The 18,071-nt window shown below is 62.1% G+C and carries 18 protein-coding genes and 1 pseudogene; 13 read left to right on the top strand and 6 right to left on the bottom strand.

What is annotated here, in order from left to right; translation table 11 throughout:
• Positions 1-31 precede the first annotated feature (31 nt).
• From NKJ17_RS08830 to NKJ17_RS08820, 3 genes are all read right to left on the bottom strand, one after another.
• Complete coding sequence (locus NKJ17_RS08830; RefSeq protein ID WP_352687981.1) at positions 32-304, bottom strand: hypothetical protein; 273 nt, start codon at positions 302-304, stop codon at positions 32-34.
• 453 nt (positions 305-757) lie between these two features.
• Positions 758-1,366 carry a YdeI/OmpD-associated family protein gene (locus NKJ17_RS08825; RefSeq protein WP_352506575.1) on the bottom strand — a complete coding sequence of 203 codons (609 nt, stop codon included), beginning with the start codon at positions 1,364-1,366 and terminating at the stop codon, positions 758-760.
• A 64-nt stretch (positions 1,367-1,430) separates the two neighbouring features.
• Complete coding sequence (locus NKJ17_RS08820) at positions 1,431-1,652, bottom strand: cupin domain-containing protein (protein ID WP_352687979.1); 222 nt, start codon at positions 1,650-1,652, stop codon at positions 1,431-1,433.
• 209 nt (positions 1,653-1,861) lie between these two features.
• Here NKJ17_RS08820 and NKJ17_RS08815 point away from each other — a divergent pair.
• The 13 genes and pseudogenes from NKJ17_RS08815 to NKJ17_RS08755 form a co-directional block, all read left to right on the top strand.
• A pseudogene (locus tag NKJ17_RS08815) lies at positions 1,862-2,008 on the top strand (DUF3597 family protein); the annotation flags it as partial.
• Between the two features lie 410 nt (positions 2,009-2,418).
• Positions 2,419-2,649, top strand: a complete 231-nt coding sequence (locus tag NKJ17_RS08810) for a hypothetical protein (RefSeq protein WP_254816847.1) — start codon at positions 2,419-2,421, stop codon at positions 2,647-2,649.
• Between the two features lie 230 nt (positions 2,650-2,879).
• Entirely contained in the window at positions 2,880-3,068 is a 189-nt protein-coding gene (locus NKJ17_RS08805) for a DUF3606 domain-containing protein (RefSeq protein WP_292657372.1), read from the top strand.
• Positions 3,068-3,250 (top strand): hypothetical protein, encoded by a 183-nt coding sequence (locus NKJ17_RS08800; protein ID WP_352506577.1) that lies wholly within the window; start codon positions 3,068-3,070, stop codon positions 3,248-3,250. Before NKJ17_RS08805 ends, NKJ17_RS08800 begins: the two co-directional genes overlap by 1 nt.
• A 113-nt stretch (positions 3,251-3,363) precedes the next feature.
• Complete coding sequence (locus NKJ17_RS08795) at positions 3,364-4,845, top strand: hypothetical protein (RefSeq protein ID WP_352506578.1); 1,482 nt, start codon at positions 3,364-3,366, stop codon at positions 4,843-4,845.
• 331 nt (positions 4,846-5,176) lie between these two features.
• Complete coding sequence (locus tag NKJ17_RS08790) at positions 5,177-5,266, top strand: K(+)-transporting ATPase subunit F (RefSeq protein WP_023675300.1); 90 nt, start codon at positions 5,177-5,179, stop codon at positions 5,264-5,266.
• A gap of 25 nt (positions 5,267-5,291) precedes the next feature.
• Positions 5,292-6,995 (top strand): potassium-transporting ATPase subunit KdpA, encoded by a 1,704-nt coding sequence (kdpA, locus tag NKJ17_RS08785; protein WP_352687978.1) that lies wholly within the window; start codon positions 5,292-5,294, stop codon positions 6,993-6,995.
• Positions 6,996-7,208: 213 nt separating this feature from the next.
• On the top strand, positions 7,209-9,296 hold the full coding sequence (kdpB, locus tag NKJ17_RS08780) for a potassium-transporting ATPase subunit KdpB (RefSeq protein ID WP_352687976.1): 2,088 nt from the start codon (positions 7,209-7,211) through the stop codon (positions 9,294-9,296).
• A gap of 12 nt (positions 9,297-9,308) precedes the next feature.
• The gene (gene kdpC, locus NKJ17_RS08775; protein WP_352506581.1) at positions 9,309-9,878 is read left to right on the top strand and encodes a potassium-transporting ATPase subunit KdpC; all 570 of its coding nucleotides are present in this window, start codon (positions 9,309-9,311) and stop codon (positions 9,876-9,878) included.
• A 54-nt stretch (positions 9,879-9,932) separates the two neighbouring features.
• Positions 9,933-12,674, top strand: a complete 2,742-nt coding sequence (locus NKJ17_RS08770) for a DUF4118 domain-containing protein (RefSeq protein ID WP_352506582.1) — start codon at positions 9,933-9,935, stop codon at positions 12,672-12,674.
• Positions 12,671-13,363 (top strand): response regulator transcription factor, encoded by a 693-nt coding sequence (locus NKJ17_RS08765; protein ID WP_352506583.1) that lies wholly within the window; start codon positions 12,671-12,673, stop codon positions 13,361-13,363. The genes NKJ17_RS08770 and NKJ17_RS08765 overlap by 4 nt, the downstream gene beginning before the upstream one ends.
• Positions 13,364-13,523: 160 nt before the next feature.
• Positions 13,524-13,790: a hypothetical protein gene (locus NKJ17_RS08760; protein WP_352687974.1), complete on the top strand. Its 267-nt coding sequence runs from the start codon at positions 13,524-13,526 to the stop codon at positions 13,788-13,790.
• Between the two features lie 128 nt (positions 13,791-13,918).
• Complete coding sequence (locus NKJ17_RS08755; protein WP_352506585.1) at positions 13,919-14,428, top strand: NUDIX hydrolase; 510 nt, start codon at positions 13,919-13,921, stop codon at positions 14,426-14,428.
• A gap of 74 nt (positions 14,429-14,502) precedes the next feature.
• On the opposite strand, the gene NKJ17_RS08750 is transcribed toward NKJ17_RS08755, so the two are convergent.
• The 3 genes from NKJ17_RS08750 to NKJ17_RS08740 are packed head-to-tail and all read right to left on the bottom strand — an operon-like array spanning position 14,503 to position 18,071.
• Positions 14,503-15,351 (bottom strand): citryl-CoA lyase, encoded by an 849-nt coding sequence (locus NKJ17_RS08750; RefSeq protein WP_352506586.1) that lies wholly within the window; start codon positions 15,349-15,351, stop codon positions 14,503-14,505.
• Entirely contained in the window at positions 15,348-16,532 is a 1,185-nt protein-coding gene (locus tag NKJ17_RS08745) for a CaiB/BaiF CoA transferase family protein (RefSeq protein ID WP_352506587.1), read from the bottom strand. The genes NKJ17_RS08750 and NKJ17_RS08745 overlap by 4 nt, the downstream gene beginning before the upstream one ends.
• A gap of 15 nt (positions 16,533-16,547) precedes the next feature.
• Entirely contained in the window at positions 16,548-18,071 is a 1,524-nt protein-coding gene (locus tag NKJ17_RS08740) for a tripartite tricarboxylate transporter permease (protein WP_254816834.1), read from the bottom strand.

Below are 18,071 nucleotides of genomic sequence, written 5' to 3'. Positions count from 1 at the left end.
CGTGGTGCCATACGCGCCAAAGGCCTGCCCGTCAGTGTTCCAGCAAGGCCTCGCCGAACTTCTCCCACAGCTGTGCGCAATCTGTAGCTCTGAGGCCGGGGGTTCCGAGTGGGCCATATCTGATGACGGCGGCGTGAACATCATAGCCAACGATGGGTGCATTGGCGACAAAGTGGATAGCCTCGCCCAATCGGCGAGAGCCCATTGGCGCATCGGTTTTGTTGGTGATGTCGAAGACACCACGAATGTCTGCTTCCTGGTTCCTGGCTGCCAACGCAGCCGCCATTGCCCTTTCGTGCATCATCGAATCTCTCCGATCGGTCTAAGTCTAAGAACCGCGGCTTGTGCCGGTCCGGCAACTGGCAACCGGCAAATCGAAGTGCCTTTTGCAGCATCTCGATTGGCTCTTGCTGCGAGCCACTCCGCCCGCTGCCGCGGCAAGCCGATAAGGCAACTGCCAGCGAAATCCGCAGGCACGTCCACGGTCGCATCAAACACGGCCCACGTGCCAGTCGGCTCCTGAACGGGCAAAAACCTCATAACAGCGCCTGCTAATATACTATGCCGACTGTGAGGACGAGACTTTTTCCTGCATCCACTAAACGAATGAGAGATGGTGTCGAAGTGCCGGGCGACGCTCGTCGAAAACAATCGTCTGCGACATCGCCAGGATCGGAGATGGGCCTGAGCCGGCCGCATTTTGGGAGTCGCCGCAAGGGACAAGCACAAGACGCAGCACACAAACGCGGCCAAATGTTTATCCAGAATCGCGATTTCGTTGCGGATAGATGGTCTCGCCGCGCTTCAGCATCGCCACGAACGCCGCGATCTTCTTCTTGCGCCCGGCTTCGGTCTTCATGTTGTGGATGCGGAAGGCGAGCGCGAAGCGGTTTTGCCCGCTGAGCTTTGCCAGCATCTCTTTCGCCCTGGGCTCGGCGTCTATTGCCGCCTGGAGGTCGTCGGGGATCTTCATCTCCTTGCCGCTCTTGTAGGCGCGCGCCCAGCGGCCGTCGGCCTTGGCCGCATCGACCTGCCTCAGCCCGTGCTCGGTCATCCGGCCCTCCTCGATCAGCCGGGCGACATTGTCGACATTGATCTGGCTCCAGGTGCTCTTCTTGCCGCGGGGGGTGTAGCGCTGCAGATAGCTTTTGCCGTCGAACGCCTTGCGCACCGCGTCGATCCAGCCCCAGCACAACGCCACGTCGATGGCTTGCTTCGGCGTGATCGACGGCAGCCCCGAATCGAGCTTATGGATCTTGATCCAGACTTCGTCCTCGCTGTCGTGATGCTCGCCAAGCCAGGCATGGAAGCTTTCGGCATCCCTGAACTCGCGCACATTGGCGGGGTCGACCTTCACGGGCGCCATCAGCTGGTCCGCCCATGACGCGAGCGCGTAACGACGCCAAACCGCTTGCCGGCCGCGCGCGCGCTCATCTCAGCTCCGAGTCCGCAATCCGCAGGCCTGGTGATTCTCGTTTCGGCGGCAGCATGACGTTATCGAATGTCTGCGTGAACATCGCCGCCGCAAAGAAAGCGTCTCTTCGGTGGCCTGGGTGTTGCCAGCCGAGCCGCTTGCCGGGCTCGATCTCGTAGACAATGACCGAGGACTGGGTAGTGCCCTGCCCGCCGCAAACCGCGAAAGCGCCGGCCATTTGACCGACGGATCGTCCTCTGCCCAAACCGGCGAACGTTCGAGCCTGTCGGATGCGAGACTGCTGTCATGGCTTCGTTCCTCTCAGCGAATTGCGAACACGAATCTAGATGATTTTTCTGGTCCGCGTCAGCAAAACTGGCTGCTGACCGTTCCCTCGCCCATTGCGCGTCGACGGCGCCTACCCGATCCGGCCGGCTGCAACCCTGGCTCCGGCAGCGCAAGGAGCTGGCCCACGAGCTGAACTACACCGGCGATATGAACGACACTGTAACGATGAATCTGTGGCTGCACGACGCACTGATGAAAAAGCTGGCCGAGAATGGCGGCAAGCTTCCGAGCGACCTAGCCGCCTAGAGTCACAAGACAAGCAATTCCAGGAAAACGTGTGAACGGTTTTCCGTCCGGAATTGCGTCAAACAAAAAAAGACAGACCGGCTCGGCGTTTCCGTGAAACGACGAACCGTCCTGGTCCTGCCCGCACCGTGGTTCTTGCTGCGCCAACTTCGGCCGCAACCGAGCAGACCACGATGCCAAGCGTCAGACCGCCAGGTAAATAAAATTGAGACCCGTCCCGACCGTCAGGATCGGTGTTTGGCGAGGTGGCATGCCACAAAAAGCGCTTGCCGCCTCGCACCCGGATTGCCTCACGCAAAGCGCCGATTTCGGTCGCTGCCCACGCGCTGGTAGGACCACCATTTTGCTGGCGAAACGCGACGTTCGGCGTATCATTCTCCCCGGAGAGAGTTCATGGTGGGAGGAAGCCAATGAACGTGGTGCAGAGGGTGACTGTCGCCGACTTGACGGCCCAAGAGCTTGTTTCATCTGCGCTTTCACGGTTCGGTGCCGGCGACACCATATCGACGAGGGCGATGCTGGACATCGTTCGCAGGACGGCCCCGGCCTGCGGCAACAGTGACGACGATCTGGTCGAGCTTATCGTCATGACGGCCGTTGGTAGGACCATGGGCGTCGTGTTCGACCATCGGTCCCAATAAAATAATCTGGAACGAACATCAGGCTGCGCCAGGAGCAGTGGCGGGCGGTTGGCAGCGCCAAAGAGGCCAGCCTGTTTGTGCATGAAGGCCGTCCTGGCACCAAGCCCTTGCTTTGAACAAAACCGCTGCTCATGCCGGGTCATGCCCGAAGGCGGTAATTGAGCGACACGCTCGAAGGAACTCGCTGAAATCTTGCCCGTTATGCTCTCGTCGAGATGAGGAGAGCTGCCATGGCCGACGACAAAACCAAGACCGACAGTCGCGACCGCTCACGAGTGGCGGGCGGCGAAGACTACGAGGTACGTCACTTCGCCGAGGAAGCGGGCATCACCCCGGATCAGGCACGCACGCTGATCAAGCGCCACGGCACCGACCGCAAGGTGCTGAACGAAATCGCCGAAAGCATAAGAGCGTCGTAATGGCTGACAAGAAAACCGCAATGGCCGACCGCAAGACGCGCGATGCGGATGAAAAGGAAGCGCTGCGCCTGGCCGAAACCACCGACGTTTCGCCGAAGCAGGCGAAGGATCTGATGCGCAAGCACGGCAAGGACAGCCAGAAGGTCGAGAAGGAAGCCAAGAACTTCAAGGCCGAGGGCTGAGCCGCCGAGTCGGTCGGACGGGCGGTACAGGGGTGTGGCTGCAATCCTGCAGCTTATCGGTTTTCTAACAAATTCGGCCTATCCCTTCCGCTATCGCGGCTCAGGGATGCCATATGCGCGGGATATCTGGTGAGGCGAAGCCGTCGATAGGCGATATACGACATGTGAGGTTGGTATTTTGCCTGCTGGCGGCGGTCGTGATAGCGGCGGCGCTCCTCGCCTTTGCCACGTCCCTCCTGCAGGATCCTGATAGCTGGTGGCACATCAAGGTCGGCATGGATATGCTGGCAAGCCGCACATTCCCCACCGTCGACGTCTACTCCTACACTTTTGCCGGCCAGCCATGGATCGCTAAGGAATGGCTTAGTCAGCTTCTCCTTGCAATTGCCTTTGAAGCCGGCGGCTGGAACGGCGTGGTGCTGCTGGCGACTGCAGTAATCGCGCTCACGATCTTCTTGACGTCGTGGTATCTCAGCGCGTGGTTGAAGCCGACGCTGGCGATAGGACTGACGCTGGTTCTCGCGCTTTTGATCGGGCCAATCTATGTCGCCCGGCCGCACATCTTTACCTTGCCCATCATCGTCATCTGGACCGCCGGTCTTTTCCAGGCCGCACGCAACGAGAAAGCGCCGCCTTTGTGGCTGCTGACGCTGCTTTGCCTGTGGACCAATCTCCATGCCACCTTCACCTTCGGTTTCGTCATCGCCGCCTTCGCCGGCCTCGATCTCGTCATGCGCACGCGCTTGTCGAACCCCCGGCTGCTGGCCAAGTGGATCGCTTTCGGGCTGCTTTGCCCGCTGGTCAGCCTGTTCAATCCCTATGGCGTCAAGGCCATACTCGCCACGTTCACGGTGGCCTATGGCAATGAGGCGGTGCCTTACATTGCGGAGTGGCAACCCTTCGACGCCTCGCGGCACACCCTCCAGGAGGTGGCCCTGCTGGTGGCGTTTTTCGGGCTGCTCGTGTCGAGATTGCGCATTGGCTGGGCCAAGGCGCTGTTCCTTGTCTTCACGCTGCACGCCTATCTCACCCACATACGGTTCATGTACTTGTTCTTTCTTCTTGTCCCGGTGGTCCTTGCCGTGGAGGTCGCGCAACAATATCCAGCGCTTTCAACCGAGAAATGGGCGGCGGAAAAGCGCGACGGACTTGAACAATTTTTCGCACGGCAATTTTCCAGGATTTGCGCTGGACTTGCCGTTTTGCTGGTTTTGGCGGCTGCCGCCTTCACGACCTATCCGGTCGCGCCGAGCCAGAAGACCTCGGCCAGGGACGCACTGGCCTTCGCCCAATCCCATAATCTGTCGGGCAATCTGCTGAACTCCTACGATTTCGGCGGTACGCTGATCTTCCATGGCATCAGGACGTTTATCGACGGCCGCGCGGATCAGCTCTTCCTGAATGGCTTTACGGAAACGGATGAGCAGACTGGGCACAGCCGGGGCAAGCCGATCCTGAAAGCCCAACTCGAGAAATATACGATAGGCTGGGCATTGTTGACTGCCGACGACAGCCGCATTCCGTTCTTCGACGAACTGGGCTGGAAGCGGGCCTATGCGGACGATTACGCGGTGATCTACACCCGCGCGGACTGAGCCCCGGCAGCTTCGCGCGCCGGTGTGCACATCCCTCCTGAGCTGTGGCCAGCGCCGAGGCGGCGAAATCCTTATGGGATTTTGATTTCTTTGCTCCGCGTCCCGTCTCGACCCTTTATGGCACTTTGATCCATATTCGCCGAAGCGATGTTTCCGGCCGCTGATATGATGCGGCGACCGATTTTGGTAGTTTGGTAAAGTAAACAATAAATACAACATAAGGAAAATGCGCGGTGGACATAGTTGTTGTCGCGATTGGAATCACGTTCTTTGCTCTATGCTTTGGCTACATCAAAGCCTGCGACAAGCTGTAAGTTTAGGGGATCGCAACATGCTTTTCGACTATATCCTCGGCGGCGCCGTGACCTTGTTTCTTCTCGCCTACCTGACATACGCCCTCGTTCGCCCGGAACGCTTCTGATCTCCGCTGGCAAGGAGCCAAACCCATGACGATCAACGGATGGCTGCAGATCCTCGTCTATTGCGGGATCGTCGCTCTGCTGGCCAAGCCGCTCGGCGGCTACATGTATCGCGTTTTCAGCGGCGAGCGCATATTCCTGTCGTCAATTCTGGCCCCGCTCGAGCGCGGACTCTACCGCATATCAGGGACCAGCGAGCGCGAGGAGCAGCACTGGACCTCCTATGCGGCGGCCCTGCTGTTCTTTAACCTGGCCGGCTTCCTGGTGCTCTATGTGCTGCAACGGCTGCAAGGCGGCCTGCCCTACAATCCGGCCGGCATGACCGCCGTCGAACCTGGGCTGGCCTTCAACACCGCCGCCAGCTTCATGACCAACACCAACTGGCAGAACTACGGCGGCGAAAGCACGATGTCCTATCTCGTGCAGATGGCCGGCTTGACCGTGCAGAATTTTCTGTCGGCGGCGACCGGCATCGCCATTGCGGTCGCATTGATCCGCGGCTTTGCCAGGGCCTCAGGCAAATCGATCGGCAATTTCTGGGTCGATATGACCCGCTGCACGCTCTATCTGCTTTTGCCGTTCTGCATCGTCCTGACTCTGGTCTATGTCTATCTCGGCATGCCGCAGACGCTCGCTGCCTACGTCAACGCGACGACGCTCGAAGGTGCGCAGCAGACCATCGCAGTCGGGCCTGTCGCTTCGCAGATCGCTATCAAAATGCTTGGCACCAATGGCGGCGGCTTCTTCAACGCCAATGCAGCGCATCCCTTCGAAAATCCCGATGCAATTTCCAACCTGATCCAGATGGTGACGATCTTCGCCCTCGGCGCGGCGTTGACCAATGTCTTCGGCCGCATGGTAGGCAACCAGCGCCAGGGCTGGGCAATTCTGTCGGCTATGGGCGTGCTGTTCATCGCCGGCGTTGCCGTCTGCGACTGGGCGGAAGCCGCAGGCAATCCGCTGGTCCATGCGCTGGGCGTCGACGGCGGCAACATGGAGGGCAAGGAGAGCCGTTTCGGCATCGCTCTGTCGGCGCTGTTTGCCGTCATCACCACCGCCGCGTCCTGCGGCGCGGTCAACGCCATGCATGACAGCTTCACCGCACTCGGCGGCATGATCCCCATCATCAATATGCAGCTCGGCGAGGTCATTGTCGGCGGCGTCGGCGCGGGCTTCTACGGTATCCTGATGTTCATCGTCATTGCCGTTTTCGTCGCCGGGCTGATGGTCGGACGCACGCCCGAATATCTCGGCAAGAAGATCGAGGCCAAGGAGGTCAAGATGGCTATGCTGGCCGTGCTCTGCCTGCCGCTTGCAATGCTGATCTTCACCGCTATCGCGGTGGTGCTGCCGACCGGCGTTGCTTCCATCGCCAATGCCGGCCCGCACGGCTTCTCCGAGGTTCTCTATGCCTACACCTCGGCCGCGGCGAACAATGGCTCCGCCTTTGGCGGCCTCAGCGGCAACACGCCCTGGTACAACGTAACGCTCGGCATCGGCATGCTGATGGGCCGGTTCCTGGTCATTATTCCGGCGTTGGCGATTGCTGGCTCGCTAGTTGCGAAGAAGACCGTCCCTGCCTCCGCCGGCACCTTCCCGACGGACGGTCCGCTGTTCGTCGGCCTGCTGGCCGGTGTCATCCTGATCGTCGGCGGCCTGACCTTCTTCCCGGCCCTGGCGGTCGGACCGATCGTCGAGCACCTGGCGATGATTCACGGTCAGACATTCTGAAACGGCCATGCCCTGGTTCAAGATCATACCTCGGAAGGTCCGGCATCGCCCCGAGCCGGAGGGGGAGAAAACGCCCCCTCCTTTCCCGACGCTGTCCACATTCCTCGCTATTGCGGCAGCCTTGATCATGATCTGGCTGCTGGCTTACGGGCCGCCGCACCTTCGTTCGGCACACGATCGACCGGTCAACAAAATCGACACTGGAGCTACCAAATGAGCCCGTCGAAATCCGTGAGCATCATGGATACCCGCATTCTGTGGCCCGCTATCGGCGGTTCCTTCAGAAAACTGAACCCGCGCACCTTGATGCGAAACCCGGTGATGTTTGTCGTCGCCGTCGTCTCGGCGCTCACCACCGTGCTGTTCGTCAAGGATCTCGCTACCAGCGGCGGCGATCTTGGCTTCACGCTGCAGATCATCATTTGGCTGTGGTTCACCGTGCTCTTCGCCAATTTCGCCGAAGCGGTGGCCGAAGGTCGCGGCAAGGCGCAGGCAGACTCGCTGCGCCGGGCGCGAACCGAGACGCAGGCCAAGCTGTTGAACGATGGCGACCGCAGCAAGTTCAAACTGGTGCCCGGCACCAGCCTGAAGGTCGGCGACATCGTGCTTGTCGAAGCCGGCGACATCATCCCCTCGGACGGCGAGGTGGTCGAAGGCGTGGCGTCGGTCAACGAGGCGGCCATCACCGGCGAATCCGCACCGGTCATCCGCGAATCCGGCGGCGACCGTTCGGCGGTGACCGGCGGCACCCAGGTCTTGTCCGACTGGATCCGCGTGCGCATCACCGCGGCTGCCGGCCATACGTTCCTCGACCGCATGATCTCGTTGGTCGAGGGCGCCGAGCGCCAGAAGACACCCAACGAGATCGCGCTCAATATCCTGCTCGTCGGCATGACGCTGATCTTCGTGCTGGCCACGGCGACGATCCCGAGCTTCGCCTCGTATTCGGGCGGTTATATCTCGGTGACGGTGCTGGTCGCCCTGTTCGTTACCCTGATCCCGACCACAATTGGCGCCCTGCTGTCGGCGATCGGCATTGCCGGCATGGACCGCCTGGTGCGCTTCAACGTGCTGGCCATGTCGGGCCGCGCCGTCGAGGCGGCCGGCGATGTCGACACGCTGCTGCTCGACAAGACCGGAACCATCACGCTGGGCAACCGCCAGGCGACGGCATTCCGTCCGGTCAAGGGCGTCACCGAACAGGAACTGGCCGACGCGGCCCAGCTTGCCTCGCTTGCCGACGAAACGCCGGAAGGCCGCTCGATCGTCGTCCTGGCGAAGGAAAAATACGCCATCCGCGCCCGCGACATGGCAAGCCTGCACGCGACTTTCGTGCCCTTCACCGCGCAAACCCGCATGAGCGGCGTCGATCTGGAAGGCTCCTCGGTCCGCAAGGGCGCAGTCGATGCGGTACTTGCCCACGTCAACCTCTCGACGGTTGCCACAGGCCGTACGCGCAACGACACCGTCCGCGACCTTCAGGCGATCGCCGACGAGATTGCCAAATCGGGTGGCACTCCACTCGCGGTCGAGCGCGACGGGCGCCTCCTCGGCGTCGTCCATCTGAAGGACGTCGTCAAGGGCGGCATCGCAGAACGCTTTGCCGAATTGCGCCGCATGGGCATCCGCACGGTGATGATCACCGGCGATAATCCGATGACCGCGGCGGCGATCGCGGCGGAAGCCGGCGTCGACGACTTCCTTGCCCAAGCGACGCCCGAGGACAAGTTGAAGCTGATCCGCGACGAGCAGGCCAAAGGCAAACTTGTCGCGATGTGCGGCGATGGCACTAACGATGCGCCGGCCCTCGCGCAGGCCGATGTCGGCGTTGCCATGAACACCGGCACGGTCGCGGCGCGCGAGGCCGGCAACATGGTCGATCTCGACAGCGATCCGACCAAGCTGATCGAGATCGTCGAAATCGGCAAGGCGCTGCTGATGACGCGTGGCTCGCTGACCACCTTCTCCATCGCCAACGACGTAGCCAAGTATTTTGCCATCATCCCGGCAATATTCGCCGTCTTCTACATCGCCCCGGGCCAAACTGCCGGGCCGCTGCAAGCGCTCAACGTCATGCATCTGGCGACGCCGCAGAGCGCTATCCTCTCGGCCATCATCTTCAACGCGCTGATCATCATCGCGCTGATCCCGCTGTCGCTGAGGGGTGTCAAATACCGCGCGGTCGGCGCCAGTGCGCTGCTCAGCCGCAATCTCATTGTCTATGGCCTCGGCGGCGTCGTCGTCCCCTTCGTCGGCATCAAGGTGATCGACATGGCCATCACCGCTCTCGGTCTCGCCTAAGGAACCACGTCGATGCTCAATCAAATCAGGCCCGCAATCGTCATGATCGTCTTCTTCACCATTCTGACGGGTTTGGTCTATCCGATCGGCATGACCGGCATTGCCCAGGCGCTGTTTTCGCGCCAGGCCAATGGCAGCCTGATCGAGAAGGACGGCAAGCTCGTCGGTTCCGAGCTGATCGGCCAGGCTTTCGAAAGCGACCGCTACTTCCATGGCCGTCTCTCGGCTGCCGGCGACGGCTACAATGCCGCCGCCTCGGGCGGCTCGAATCTCGGCCCGACCAATCCCAAGCTGATCGACCGCATCAAGGTTGACGCCGAAAGGCTGAGGACGGAAAACCCGAACCAGCCGGTACCGATAGATCTGGTCACCACGTCCGGCAGCGGCCTCGATCCGCATATCAGCCCCGACGCGGCCTATTTTCAGGTCGCCAGGGTGGCCAAGGCCAGGGGCGTCGATGAATCCAGGATCAAATCGCTTGTCGACAGCCATGTCGAGGATCGCGAATTGGGATTCATCGGCGAGCCGGTAGTCAATGTGCTGGCCCTCAACCTTGCGCTGGACGATGCGATGAAACGGTAAAGGAACCGGCGCCGGGATCGACACCGAAGCCGGCGCCGTTCATGATTGACCCTTATGCCAGACGACAGCCGCACCGCCGAAACCAGGCCCTCTCCCGACGCGCTGCTCGAGCATGCCGAGCGAGAGGAGCGCGGTCGCCTGAGGATATTTCTCGGCGCCGCCCCCGGTGTCGGCAAGACCTACGAGATGCTGATGTCGGGCCGCGCCAGGCTGGCCGACGGGGTCGACGTAGTAATCGGCATCGTCGAGACGCACGGCCGCAAAGAAACCCAGACGCTGGTCGAAGGCTACGAGGTCATTCCTCGCCTTGAGATCGATTACAAGGGGCGGATCCTTGAGGAGATGGATCTCGACGCCATCCTCGCCCGGCACCCGGCGCTGGTTCTGGTCGACGAACTCGCCCACACCAACGTCGCCGGCAGCCGTCACCCCAAGCGCTACCTCGACGTCCAGGAAATCCTGACGCACGGCATCGATGTCTATACGACCCTGAATATCCAGCACGTCGAGAGCCTGAACGATGTCGTGGCGCAGATCACCCGCGTCAGGGTGCGGGAAACTGTCCCCGACTCCATAATCGACCAGGCCGACGACATCGAGATCATCGACCTCACCCCCGACGATCTGATCAAGCGGCTTGAGGAAGGCAAGGTCTACATCCCCAGCACCGCCCAGCGCGCCATCGAGAACTATTTCTCGCCGGGCAATCTGACGGCGCTCCGGGAATTGGCGCTCCGCCGCACTGCCCAGCGGGTCGACGAGCAGTTGCTGACCCATATGCAGGCCCACGCGATACCCGGGCCCTGGGCGGCGGGGGAAAGGGTTCTCGTCTGCGTCGATGCGCGTCCGGGCGGGGCGGCCCGTGTACGTTATGCGCGGAGGTTGGCCGACCGGCTCCGCGCCCCTTGGACGGCGCTTCATGTCGATACCCCTCGTTCAGCTGCCATGCCCGAGGAGGACAAGGATCGGCTGGCGACGCAGCTGCGCCTTGCCGAGCAGCTCGGTGCCGAGGTGACGACCATTCCGGGTCAGAACGTCGCGCAAGACATCGTTCGGCATGCGACGGCGAACAACTTCACCCATATCGTGATCGGCAGGCCGACCCGATCGCGCTGGCGGGAATTGATCGAAGGCTCGCTCACTTACGATCTCATCCGCAATGCCGGCGACATCAGCGTCCATGTCATTTCGGGAAACGAACGCAACGCCGAGGCGACGTCGAGGACCGTCAAGGCGGCGGACGAGCAGTGGCAGTTCGAGATCTGGCCCTATCTCAGGGCCACGGCCTATGTTGTTGGCTCGCTCGCCTTCGCCGTCCTTCTCGACCAGTTTCTCGACGTCCGCAACCTGGCGGTCATCTTTCTCATTGGGGTCCTGACGTCGGCTGTGACCGGCGGTCTCTGGCCGGCTTTGTATGCCTGCCTCATCAGCGCCATTGCCTTCAACTATTTCTTCCTGGAACCACGCTACACGCTGACGATCGAGGATCCGGAGAGCATCGTTGCGCTGGCTGTCTTCCTAGTTGTTGCGGTCATTGCCAGCAATCTAACAGCGCGCGTGCAGCGTCAGGCGGTCGCTGCGCGCTCGCGGGCACGCGCCACTGAAGATATTTATCTCTTCTCAAAGAAGCTCGCCGGTGCTGGCACGCTCGACGACGTTCTCTGGGCGACTGCCTTCCAGATCGCCTCGATGCTGAAGCTGCGCGTGGTGCTGCTTCTGCCGGAGGACGGTACAATTGCGGTCAAAGCCGGCTACCCACCCGACGACACGCTGGCCGAGGCCGACATTGCAGCAGCCCGCTGGGCCTGGGAGCATAACCGCGCCGCGGGGCGCGGCGCCGACACGCTGCCCGGAGCAAAACGCCTCTATCTGCCCTTGCGAACCGGACGCACGGCGGTGGGCGTTGTCGGCCTCGACAACGATAAGCAAGGTCCGCTGCTGACACCCGAGCAGCAGCGTCTGCTCGATGCGCTCGCCGACCAGGCGGCGGTCGCCATCGAGCGCATCCAGCTCGTCGCCGACGTTGACCGGGCCAAGCTTGCGGCCGAGGCAGACCGTCTGCGCTCGGCCTTGCTCACCTCCATTTCCCACGATTTGAAAACGCCGCTTGCCGCCATCATGGGCGCGGCCGGAACACTCAGGGACTTCGAGGCCGCGCTTCCCGAGCAGGACCGGACGGAACTGCTGTCGACCGTGCTCGATGAGGCGGAGAGGCTTAACCGCTTTATTGCCAATCTGCTCGATATGACCAAGATCGAATCCGGCACGATGGAGCCGAACTACGCCTTTCACTATCTCGGCGACATTGTCGGCTCAGCTCTGCATCGGGCCCGCAAAATCGTCCGCGAGCATAAGACCGAGATCGACATCCCATCGGATCTGCCGATGTTGCGGGTCGACCCCGTTCTGTTCGAACAGGTGCTGTTCAACCTCCTTGATAATGCTGCAAAATACGCGCCGCCAGGTTCGACGATCCGCCTGCAGGCCTGGGCCGATAACGGCTTCATCATCCTGCAGATCATGGACGAGGGACCAGGCATTCCGCCAGCGGACCTGGAGCGCGTTTTCGACACTTTCTACCGTGTGCGCAAGGGTGACCAGGTGCGTGCCGGCACCGGGCTCGGCCTGTCGATTTGCCGCGGCTTCATCGAAGCGATGGGCGGGACGCTCTCGGCGGCAAACAGGTCCGACCGCTCGGGGGCGGTTTTCACGATCAAGATGCAGCTGGTGCCGGCGGAACTGCCCAATCTCGGCGAACCCGAGGCGGGCCATCAAAATATGGACGATCTGCCATGACGAGCCTGGACGTCAGGATATTGGTGGTCGACGACGAACCGCCGATCCGGAAACTGCTTCGCGTCGGGCTTGGCAGCCAAGGCTATGCGATCAGCGAGGCGCCGAACGCCAGGGCGGCGATTGAACTCATCGAGACGGAAAAGCCAGACCTTGTGCTGCTCGATCTCGGCCTGCCCGACATGAGCGGGCATGAGCTGCTCCGCAAATGGCGGGATGATGGCCTGGACATTCCCGTGGTTATTCTTTCCAGCCGCACTGATGAGGCCGGCATCGTCTCGGCCCTCGAACTCGGCGCCGACGATTATGTAACCAAGCCATTCGGTATGAACGAGCTTGTCGCACGCATCCGCGTCGCGCTTCGCCACAAGTTCCAGCAGCAGGGTGAGAGACCGGTGTTCCAGACCGGCGACCTCTCCGTCGATCTGGTGAAGCGCATCGTCAAGGTCGAGGACAAGGAGATAAAGCTCTCGCCGAAGGAATACGACATCCTCCGCATCCTCGTACAACATGCCGGCAAGGTTCTCACCCACCAATTCCTGCTGAAGCAGGTCTGGGGCGATTCCACCGACGTTCAATATCTCAGAGTCTACGTCCGGCAGATCAGGCAAAAGATCGAAAAAACGCCCGACCAGCCCCGCTATATCACCACCGAGACCGGCGTCGGATACCGGCTGCGCGAAGTCGATTGACGCGACGAGCATCCGAAGCCGAAATGCCTCTTCCAATCCGCTTCAAGTCAGCGGCGGCCATGGTGTCGCCGGACAAAAGCCCTATATTAAGGAAAGATCGGTTTTGTGCGGGAATGAATGGATGTCACGGCTTCGTCTATTGACGTTTTTAGGGTCGGCAATGCTGACTTCGGCGATGCTGTCGGGCGTAAATCCTGCTGCATCGGCACAGGTCGTCAGTCCCGCCGACCGCAACGTGTTGATCCAGCAGGACCAGTTGCAGATGTTGGAGAACAGGCTGCGGCGGCAGCAATACCAGCAGCAGCAACAGCAGTACCGTGCCCAGGATCGCCAAATCCCAACACCGGAGCGGCAGGAGGTGCCGCAGATGAGGCCAACTTGCCAGTTGCTGCCGTCGGGGAGCGGCTTTGTCAGCACCTGCCGCTGACGACCGGCCCTTTCATTTATTTAGCCGACTTATATATTGTGAAACCGCTCCGCTTGCGGCCCATTGAAAGCGGCCGACTTTGCAACGCTGCCCTTGCCGTTTGGGCACCGCCTCGACTGGATTATCGAATGGCAGCCAGCAAGAAGAAGGTCGTACGCAAGGCAAGGAAGGGCGACCGGATTCGCCAGGTCGCGGCGATTCCGTTTCGGCTGAACGAGCATGGCGACGTCGAGGTGATGCTGGTCACATCGCGAACGACGAGGCGCTTCATCGTACCGAAGGGCTGGCCGATGAAGGGCAAGAGCGGCCGCAAGGCGGCCACCATCGAAGCACAGGAAGAAGCCGGCGTTCTCGGCAAGACACTGAAACAGCCGGCCGGCACCTATTGCTACTGGAAGCGGCTGGCGAACCGCTTCGTCCGTGTCGACGTCGTCGTCTATTTGCTGGAGGTAACCGAGGAACTTGCCGACTGGGAAGAATCCAAGACGCGTCAGCGTGCGTGGCTGGCGCCGGCCGACGCGGCGGTGCTCATCGACGAGCCGGATCTCTCGACGCTGGTGAGGAACGTCAGGATTCCCGAGCTGGAGTATAGTTCCAAAAAAAAGAATCCGGCTTTCGGAAAAGATCACGCTCAGTAAAGGATCGAGGCTATCACGACTGGATCGGGATGGAATTGGCCACAGCGCCTGCCGCCGTCACTTGAACCGAAATCTCACTTGCCGCCGTCGCCCTCGGGCAAAGATCGCACCGGCATGCCGGTATAGGCCCACAGCCATTCGCGCGGCAGCGGCCCCTTGTTGCGGTCGCTTTCCTGCGACTGTTCCCACGCATGTGCGAGGATGCCGACCGAGCGTGACAGCACGAAAAGGCCGCGCGTCAGCGGCGGCGGGAAGCCGAGCTCGCCGTAGATGACGGCCGTGGCGCCGTCGATATTGAGCGGGATTTTTTTGCCCTTGCGCCGCGCCACCTCGGCCTCGATCGCCTCGGCGATGTCGGCGAAGCGCCCGCTGACGATGCCGCGCGCGGCAAAGTCGCGGGTTAACTCGATGAGGCGGGGCGCCCGCGGGTCGACCGGATGGAAACGATGGCCGAGCCCGGGCACATAGCCGTTTTCCCCGGCAAGGAAACGATCGAGCCGCGCCGACACGGCGTCCGCAAGCGGCATGCCGGCGTCCAGTTCGGCAGCGATGTCTCCGTAGAAGGAAAGCGCCTGTTCGCCGGCGCCGCCATGCACATCGCCAAGCACGTTGACGGCTGATGCCATGGCGCTGTTGATGCCGACGCCGCAGGTGATCGCCATGCGGGCGATGGCGATCGACGGCGCCTGCGGCCCATGGTCGACGGCAGCACCCAGCGCGATGCCAAGCAGCGCCGCCTGCTCCTCGCTTGGCAGTTCGCCGCGCAGCATCAGCCAGATCATTGCCGGAAAGCTGACGCGGCCGATCAGATCCTGGATTTCATAGCCGCGCAGGCGGATGACGCCGGGGCGCATCTCGATGATGCCGGTCTGCCACCATTCCTCGCCGCGTGCGCGACCAGTCTTGTTTTGCGTTCCGCTCATGCCTTCGCTCTTTTCCTGGCACGCGGCGGCAGGCCGGCAAAAACCTCGCCCATATGCTCGCCGAGCGCCGGCGGCGGCCTGCTCGGCAAAGGTGCCTCGCCATCGACCATGAAGCCGCAGCGCACCACGGTCAGCGGCTGGTCCATCCCGGACACAGCCGGGAACCGCGCCGTCATGCCGCGCTCGATCACCTGTCGCTCCTGCAGTATCTGCGGGATTGTCAGCACCCGGCCTGCCGGCACGCCGGCGCGATTGAACGTCTCCTCCCAGGCGGCGGCCGAGCCGCTCGTCAAGGCATCCTCGATCAGCGCTTTCAATGCAATGCGGTTCTGCTTGCGCGTTTCTCGCTCGGCAAAGCGGACATCCGACGCCAACTCCGGCCGACCGATCAACCGGCACAGTGTGACGAACTGCTCCTGCTTGTTGGCTGCGATGTTGAGCAAGCCGTCGCCGGTGCGAAACGCGCCAGACGGTGCGGCCGTCATATTTTCATTGCCCATCGGCTGCGGCTCGACGTCCGCCGTCAGATAGTTCGACACCGGCCAGCCGAGCGCAGAAAGCGTGCATTCGAGCATCGAGACGTCGAGGAACGCGCCCTCGCCTGTCGTCTTCTGCTTGACCAGCGCGGCGGTAATGGCGAACGCCCCGACCAGCCCGCCAAGCGTATCGGCGACCGGATAGCCAACACGCAGCGGCGCCGTTTCCGGTGTACCGGTGATGCTCATAATCCCGGAAAGACCCTGGATGATCTGGTCGTAGGCTGGATTGTCGCGCATCGGCCCGGTCTGGCCGAAGCCCGATATCGCACAATAGACAAGGCTTGGCCGGACCTCTTTCAGCCTGGCATGGCCAAGCCCCAGCCGGTCCATTACGCCGGGGCGGAAATTCTCGACCAGCGCGTCGGCCGAAGCGACCAGATCGAGGAAGCGTTCGCGGTCGGCCTCCTGCTTGAGATCGAGCGCCACCGAGCGTTTGCCGGCATTCTGCGCCAGGAACGAAGCGCCCATGCCCGCCCGGTTGAGCTCCGGAGAGGCGCCGAGCTGGCGCGCCAGATCGCCGCCTTGCGGCGTCTCAACCTTGATGACGTCGGCCCCGAGCAATGCCAGCTGGTAGGCGCAATAGGGGCCGGCCAACACATTGGTCAGGTCAAGGATGCGGATGCCGGAAAGCAGGTCTGTCATGACGTCACGAACAGCTCAGGCATCGCCCGGCACGTGCTCCGGTCCCCGCATGCGTCTGTGCTCGATGTAGGCCCAGATATGCGGTCCAACCAGCCCGATGAAGGCCAGCGTCAGCAACGTCAGCGACAGCGGATGCTTGTAGAACACCGTCCAATCGCCGTTCGAGATGGTCATCGCGCGGCGGAACTGCGTTTCGGCAAGCGGCCCGAGAATCATGCCGATGATAACCGGCGCGGTCGGAAAATCGAAACGCCGCATCAGGAAACCGGCGGCACCGAGCAGATAGAGGATGACGAGGTCGATCGGCGATTGCGAGATGCCGTAGGTGCCGACTGTTGCGAACACCAGGATGCCGGCATACAGCTGCGGCGCCGGGATCTTCAGCAATCGCACCCAAAGCCCGATTAGCGGCAGGTTAAGGACGACGAGGATGACGTTGGCGATGAACAGGCTGGCGATCAGCCCCCACACTAGGTCGGCCTGCGTCGTCAGCAGCAGCGGCCCCGGATTGATACCGTAGCTCTGGAATGCCGACAGCATGATTGCGGCCGTCGCCGAGGTCGGCAGGCCGAGCGTCAGCATCGGCACCAGCACGCCGGCCGCGGATGCATTGTTGGCTGCTTCCGGTCCGGCAACGCCCTCGATGGCACCGACGGTGCCGAACTCGTCCTTGTGTCTGGAGAGTTTCTTCTCGATGGCATAGGAGAGGAAGGTCGGGATTTCGGCACCGCCGGCCGGCATGGCGCCGATCGGGAAGCCGATCAGGGAGCCGCGCAGCCATGGCCTCCACGAGCGCGACCATTCGGCCGCGGTCATGTAGAGCGACCCTTTCAACGGCACGATGTCGTCCTTGCCGGCATAGCGGCGCGAGGCCATGTAAAGCGTCTCGCCAACGGCGAACAGGCCAACGGCGACGACGATGACGTCGACGCCATCCAGCAATTCGCTCATGCCGAAGGTGAAGCGCGGCTGCCCCGTCTGCAGGTCGACGCCTATCATGCCGACGACGAAGCCGGCGAACAGGCTGGTCAGGCCGCGTACCGACGACGAGCCGAGCACCGCCGAAACCGTGATGAAGGCCAGCACCATCAGCGAGAAATATTCGGCCGGGCCGAAGGCCAGCGCAAATTTGACGACGATCGGCGCCAGAAAGGCAACGCCGATCGTGCCCAGCGTGCCGGCGACGAAGGAACCAATCGCCGAGGTCGCCAGGGCCGCACCGCCACGGCCGGAGCGGGCCATCCTGTTGCCCTCGAGCGCGGTGACGATGGTGGCGCTTTCGCCAGGCGTGTTGAGCAGGATCGATGTCGTCGAGCCGCCATACATGGCGCCGTAATAGATACCGGCAAACAGGATGAAGGACGCCTCCGGCGCCACTTGATAGGTGATCGGCAACAGCAGCGCTATGGTCAGTGCCGGTCCGAGGCCGGGCAGCACGCCGATCGCAGTCCCAAGCGTGGTGCCGACCAGGCACCATATGAGATTGATCGGCGAGAAGGCGACCGAAAATCCGTGCGCGAGATGGCCGAGCGTTTCCAT

This window comes from Mesorhizobium sp. M0208 (genome assembly GCF_040322015.1).
GTDB lineage: Bacteria > Pseudomonadota > Alphaproteobacteria > Rhizobiales > Rhizobiaceae > Mesorhizobium.
Note: the sequence above shows the minus strand (reverse complement) of the source record. Positions and strands in the feature narration are given on the sequence as shown.

Excerpts from the sequence above, each read along its gene's own strand:
- NKJ17_RS08795 (WP_352506578.1), top strand. The coding sequence starts at position 3,364 with ATGCGCGGGATATCTGGTGAGGCGAAGCCGTCGATAGGCGATATACGA.
- NKJ17_RS08750 (WP_352506586.1), bottom strand. The coding sequence starts at position 15,351 with ATGAGCGGAACGCAAAACAAGACTGGTCGCGCACGCGGCGAGGAATGG.
- NKJ17_RS08825 (WP_352506575.1), bottom strand. The coding sequence starts at position 1,366 with ATGGCGCCCGTGAAGGTCGACCCCGCCAATGTGCGCGAGTTCAGGGAT.
- NKJ17_RS08740 (WP_254816834.1), bottom strand. The coding sequence starts at position 18,071 with ATGGAAACGCTCGGCCATCTCGCGCACGGATTTTCGGTCGCCTTCTCG.
- NKJ17_RS08755 (WP_352506585.1), top strand. The coding sequence starts at position 13,919 with ATGGCAGCCAGCAAGAAGAAGGTCGTACGCAAGGCAAGGAAGGGCGAC.
- NKJ17_RS08810 (WP_254816847.1), top strand. The coding sequence starts at position 2,419 with ATGAACGTGGTGCAGAGGGTGACTGTCGCCGACTTGACGGCCCAAGAG.
- NKJ17_RS08770 (WP_352506582.1), top strand. The coding sequence starts at position 9,933 with ATGCCAGACGACAGCCGCACCGCCGAAACCAGGCCCTCTCCCGACGCG.
- NKJ17_RS08760 (WP_352687974.1), top strand. The coding sequence starts at position 13,524 with ATGCTGACTTCGGCGATGCTGTCGGGCGTAAATCCTGCTGCATCGGCA.
- NKJ17_RS08805 (WP_292657372.1), top strand. The coding sequence starts at position 2,880 with ATGGCCGACGACAAAACCAAGACCGACAGTCGCGACCGCTCACGAGTG.
- kdpB (WP_352687976.1), top strand. The coding sequence starts at position 7,209 with ATGAGCCCGTCGAAATCCGTGAGCATCATGGATACCCGCATTCTGTGG.
- NKJ17_RS08800 (WP_352506577.1), top strand. The coding sequence starts at position 3,068 with ATGGCTGACAAGAAAACCGCAATGGCCGACCGCAAGACGCGCGATGCG.
- kdpA (WP_352687978.1), top strand. The coding sequence starts at position 5,292 with ATGACGATCAACGGATGGCTGCAGATCCTCGTCTATTGCGGGATCGTC.
- NKJ17_RS08820 (WP_352687979.1), bottom strand. The coding sequence starts at position 1,652 with ATGGCCGGCGCTTTCGCGGTTTGCGGCGGGCAGGGCACTACCCAGTCC.
- NKJ17_RS08765 (WP_352506583.1), top strand. The coding sequence starts at position 12,671 with ATGACGAGCCTGGACGTCAGGATATTGGTGGTCGACGACGAACCGCCG.
- NKJ17_RS08830 (WP_352687981.1), bottom strand. The coding sequence starts at position 304 with ATGATGCACGAAAGGGCAATGGCGGCTGCGTTGGCAGCCAGGAACCAG.
- kdpC (WP_352506581.1), top strand. The coding sequence starts at position 9,309 with ATGCTCAATCAAATCAGGCCCGCAATCGTCATGATCGTCTTCTTCACC.
- NKJ17_RS08790 (WP_023675300.1), top strand. The coding sequence starts at position 5,177 with ATGCTTTTCGACTATATCCTCGGCGGCGCCGTGACCTTGTTTCTTCTC.
- NKJ17_RS08745 (WP_352506587.1), bottom strand. The coding sequence starts at position 16,532 with ATGACAGACCTGCTTTCCGGCATCCGCATCCTTGACCTGACCAATGTG.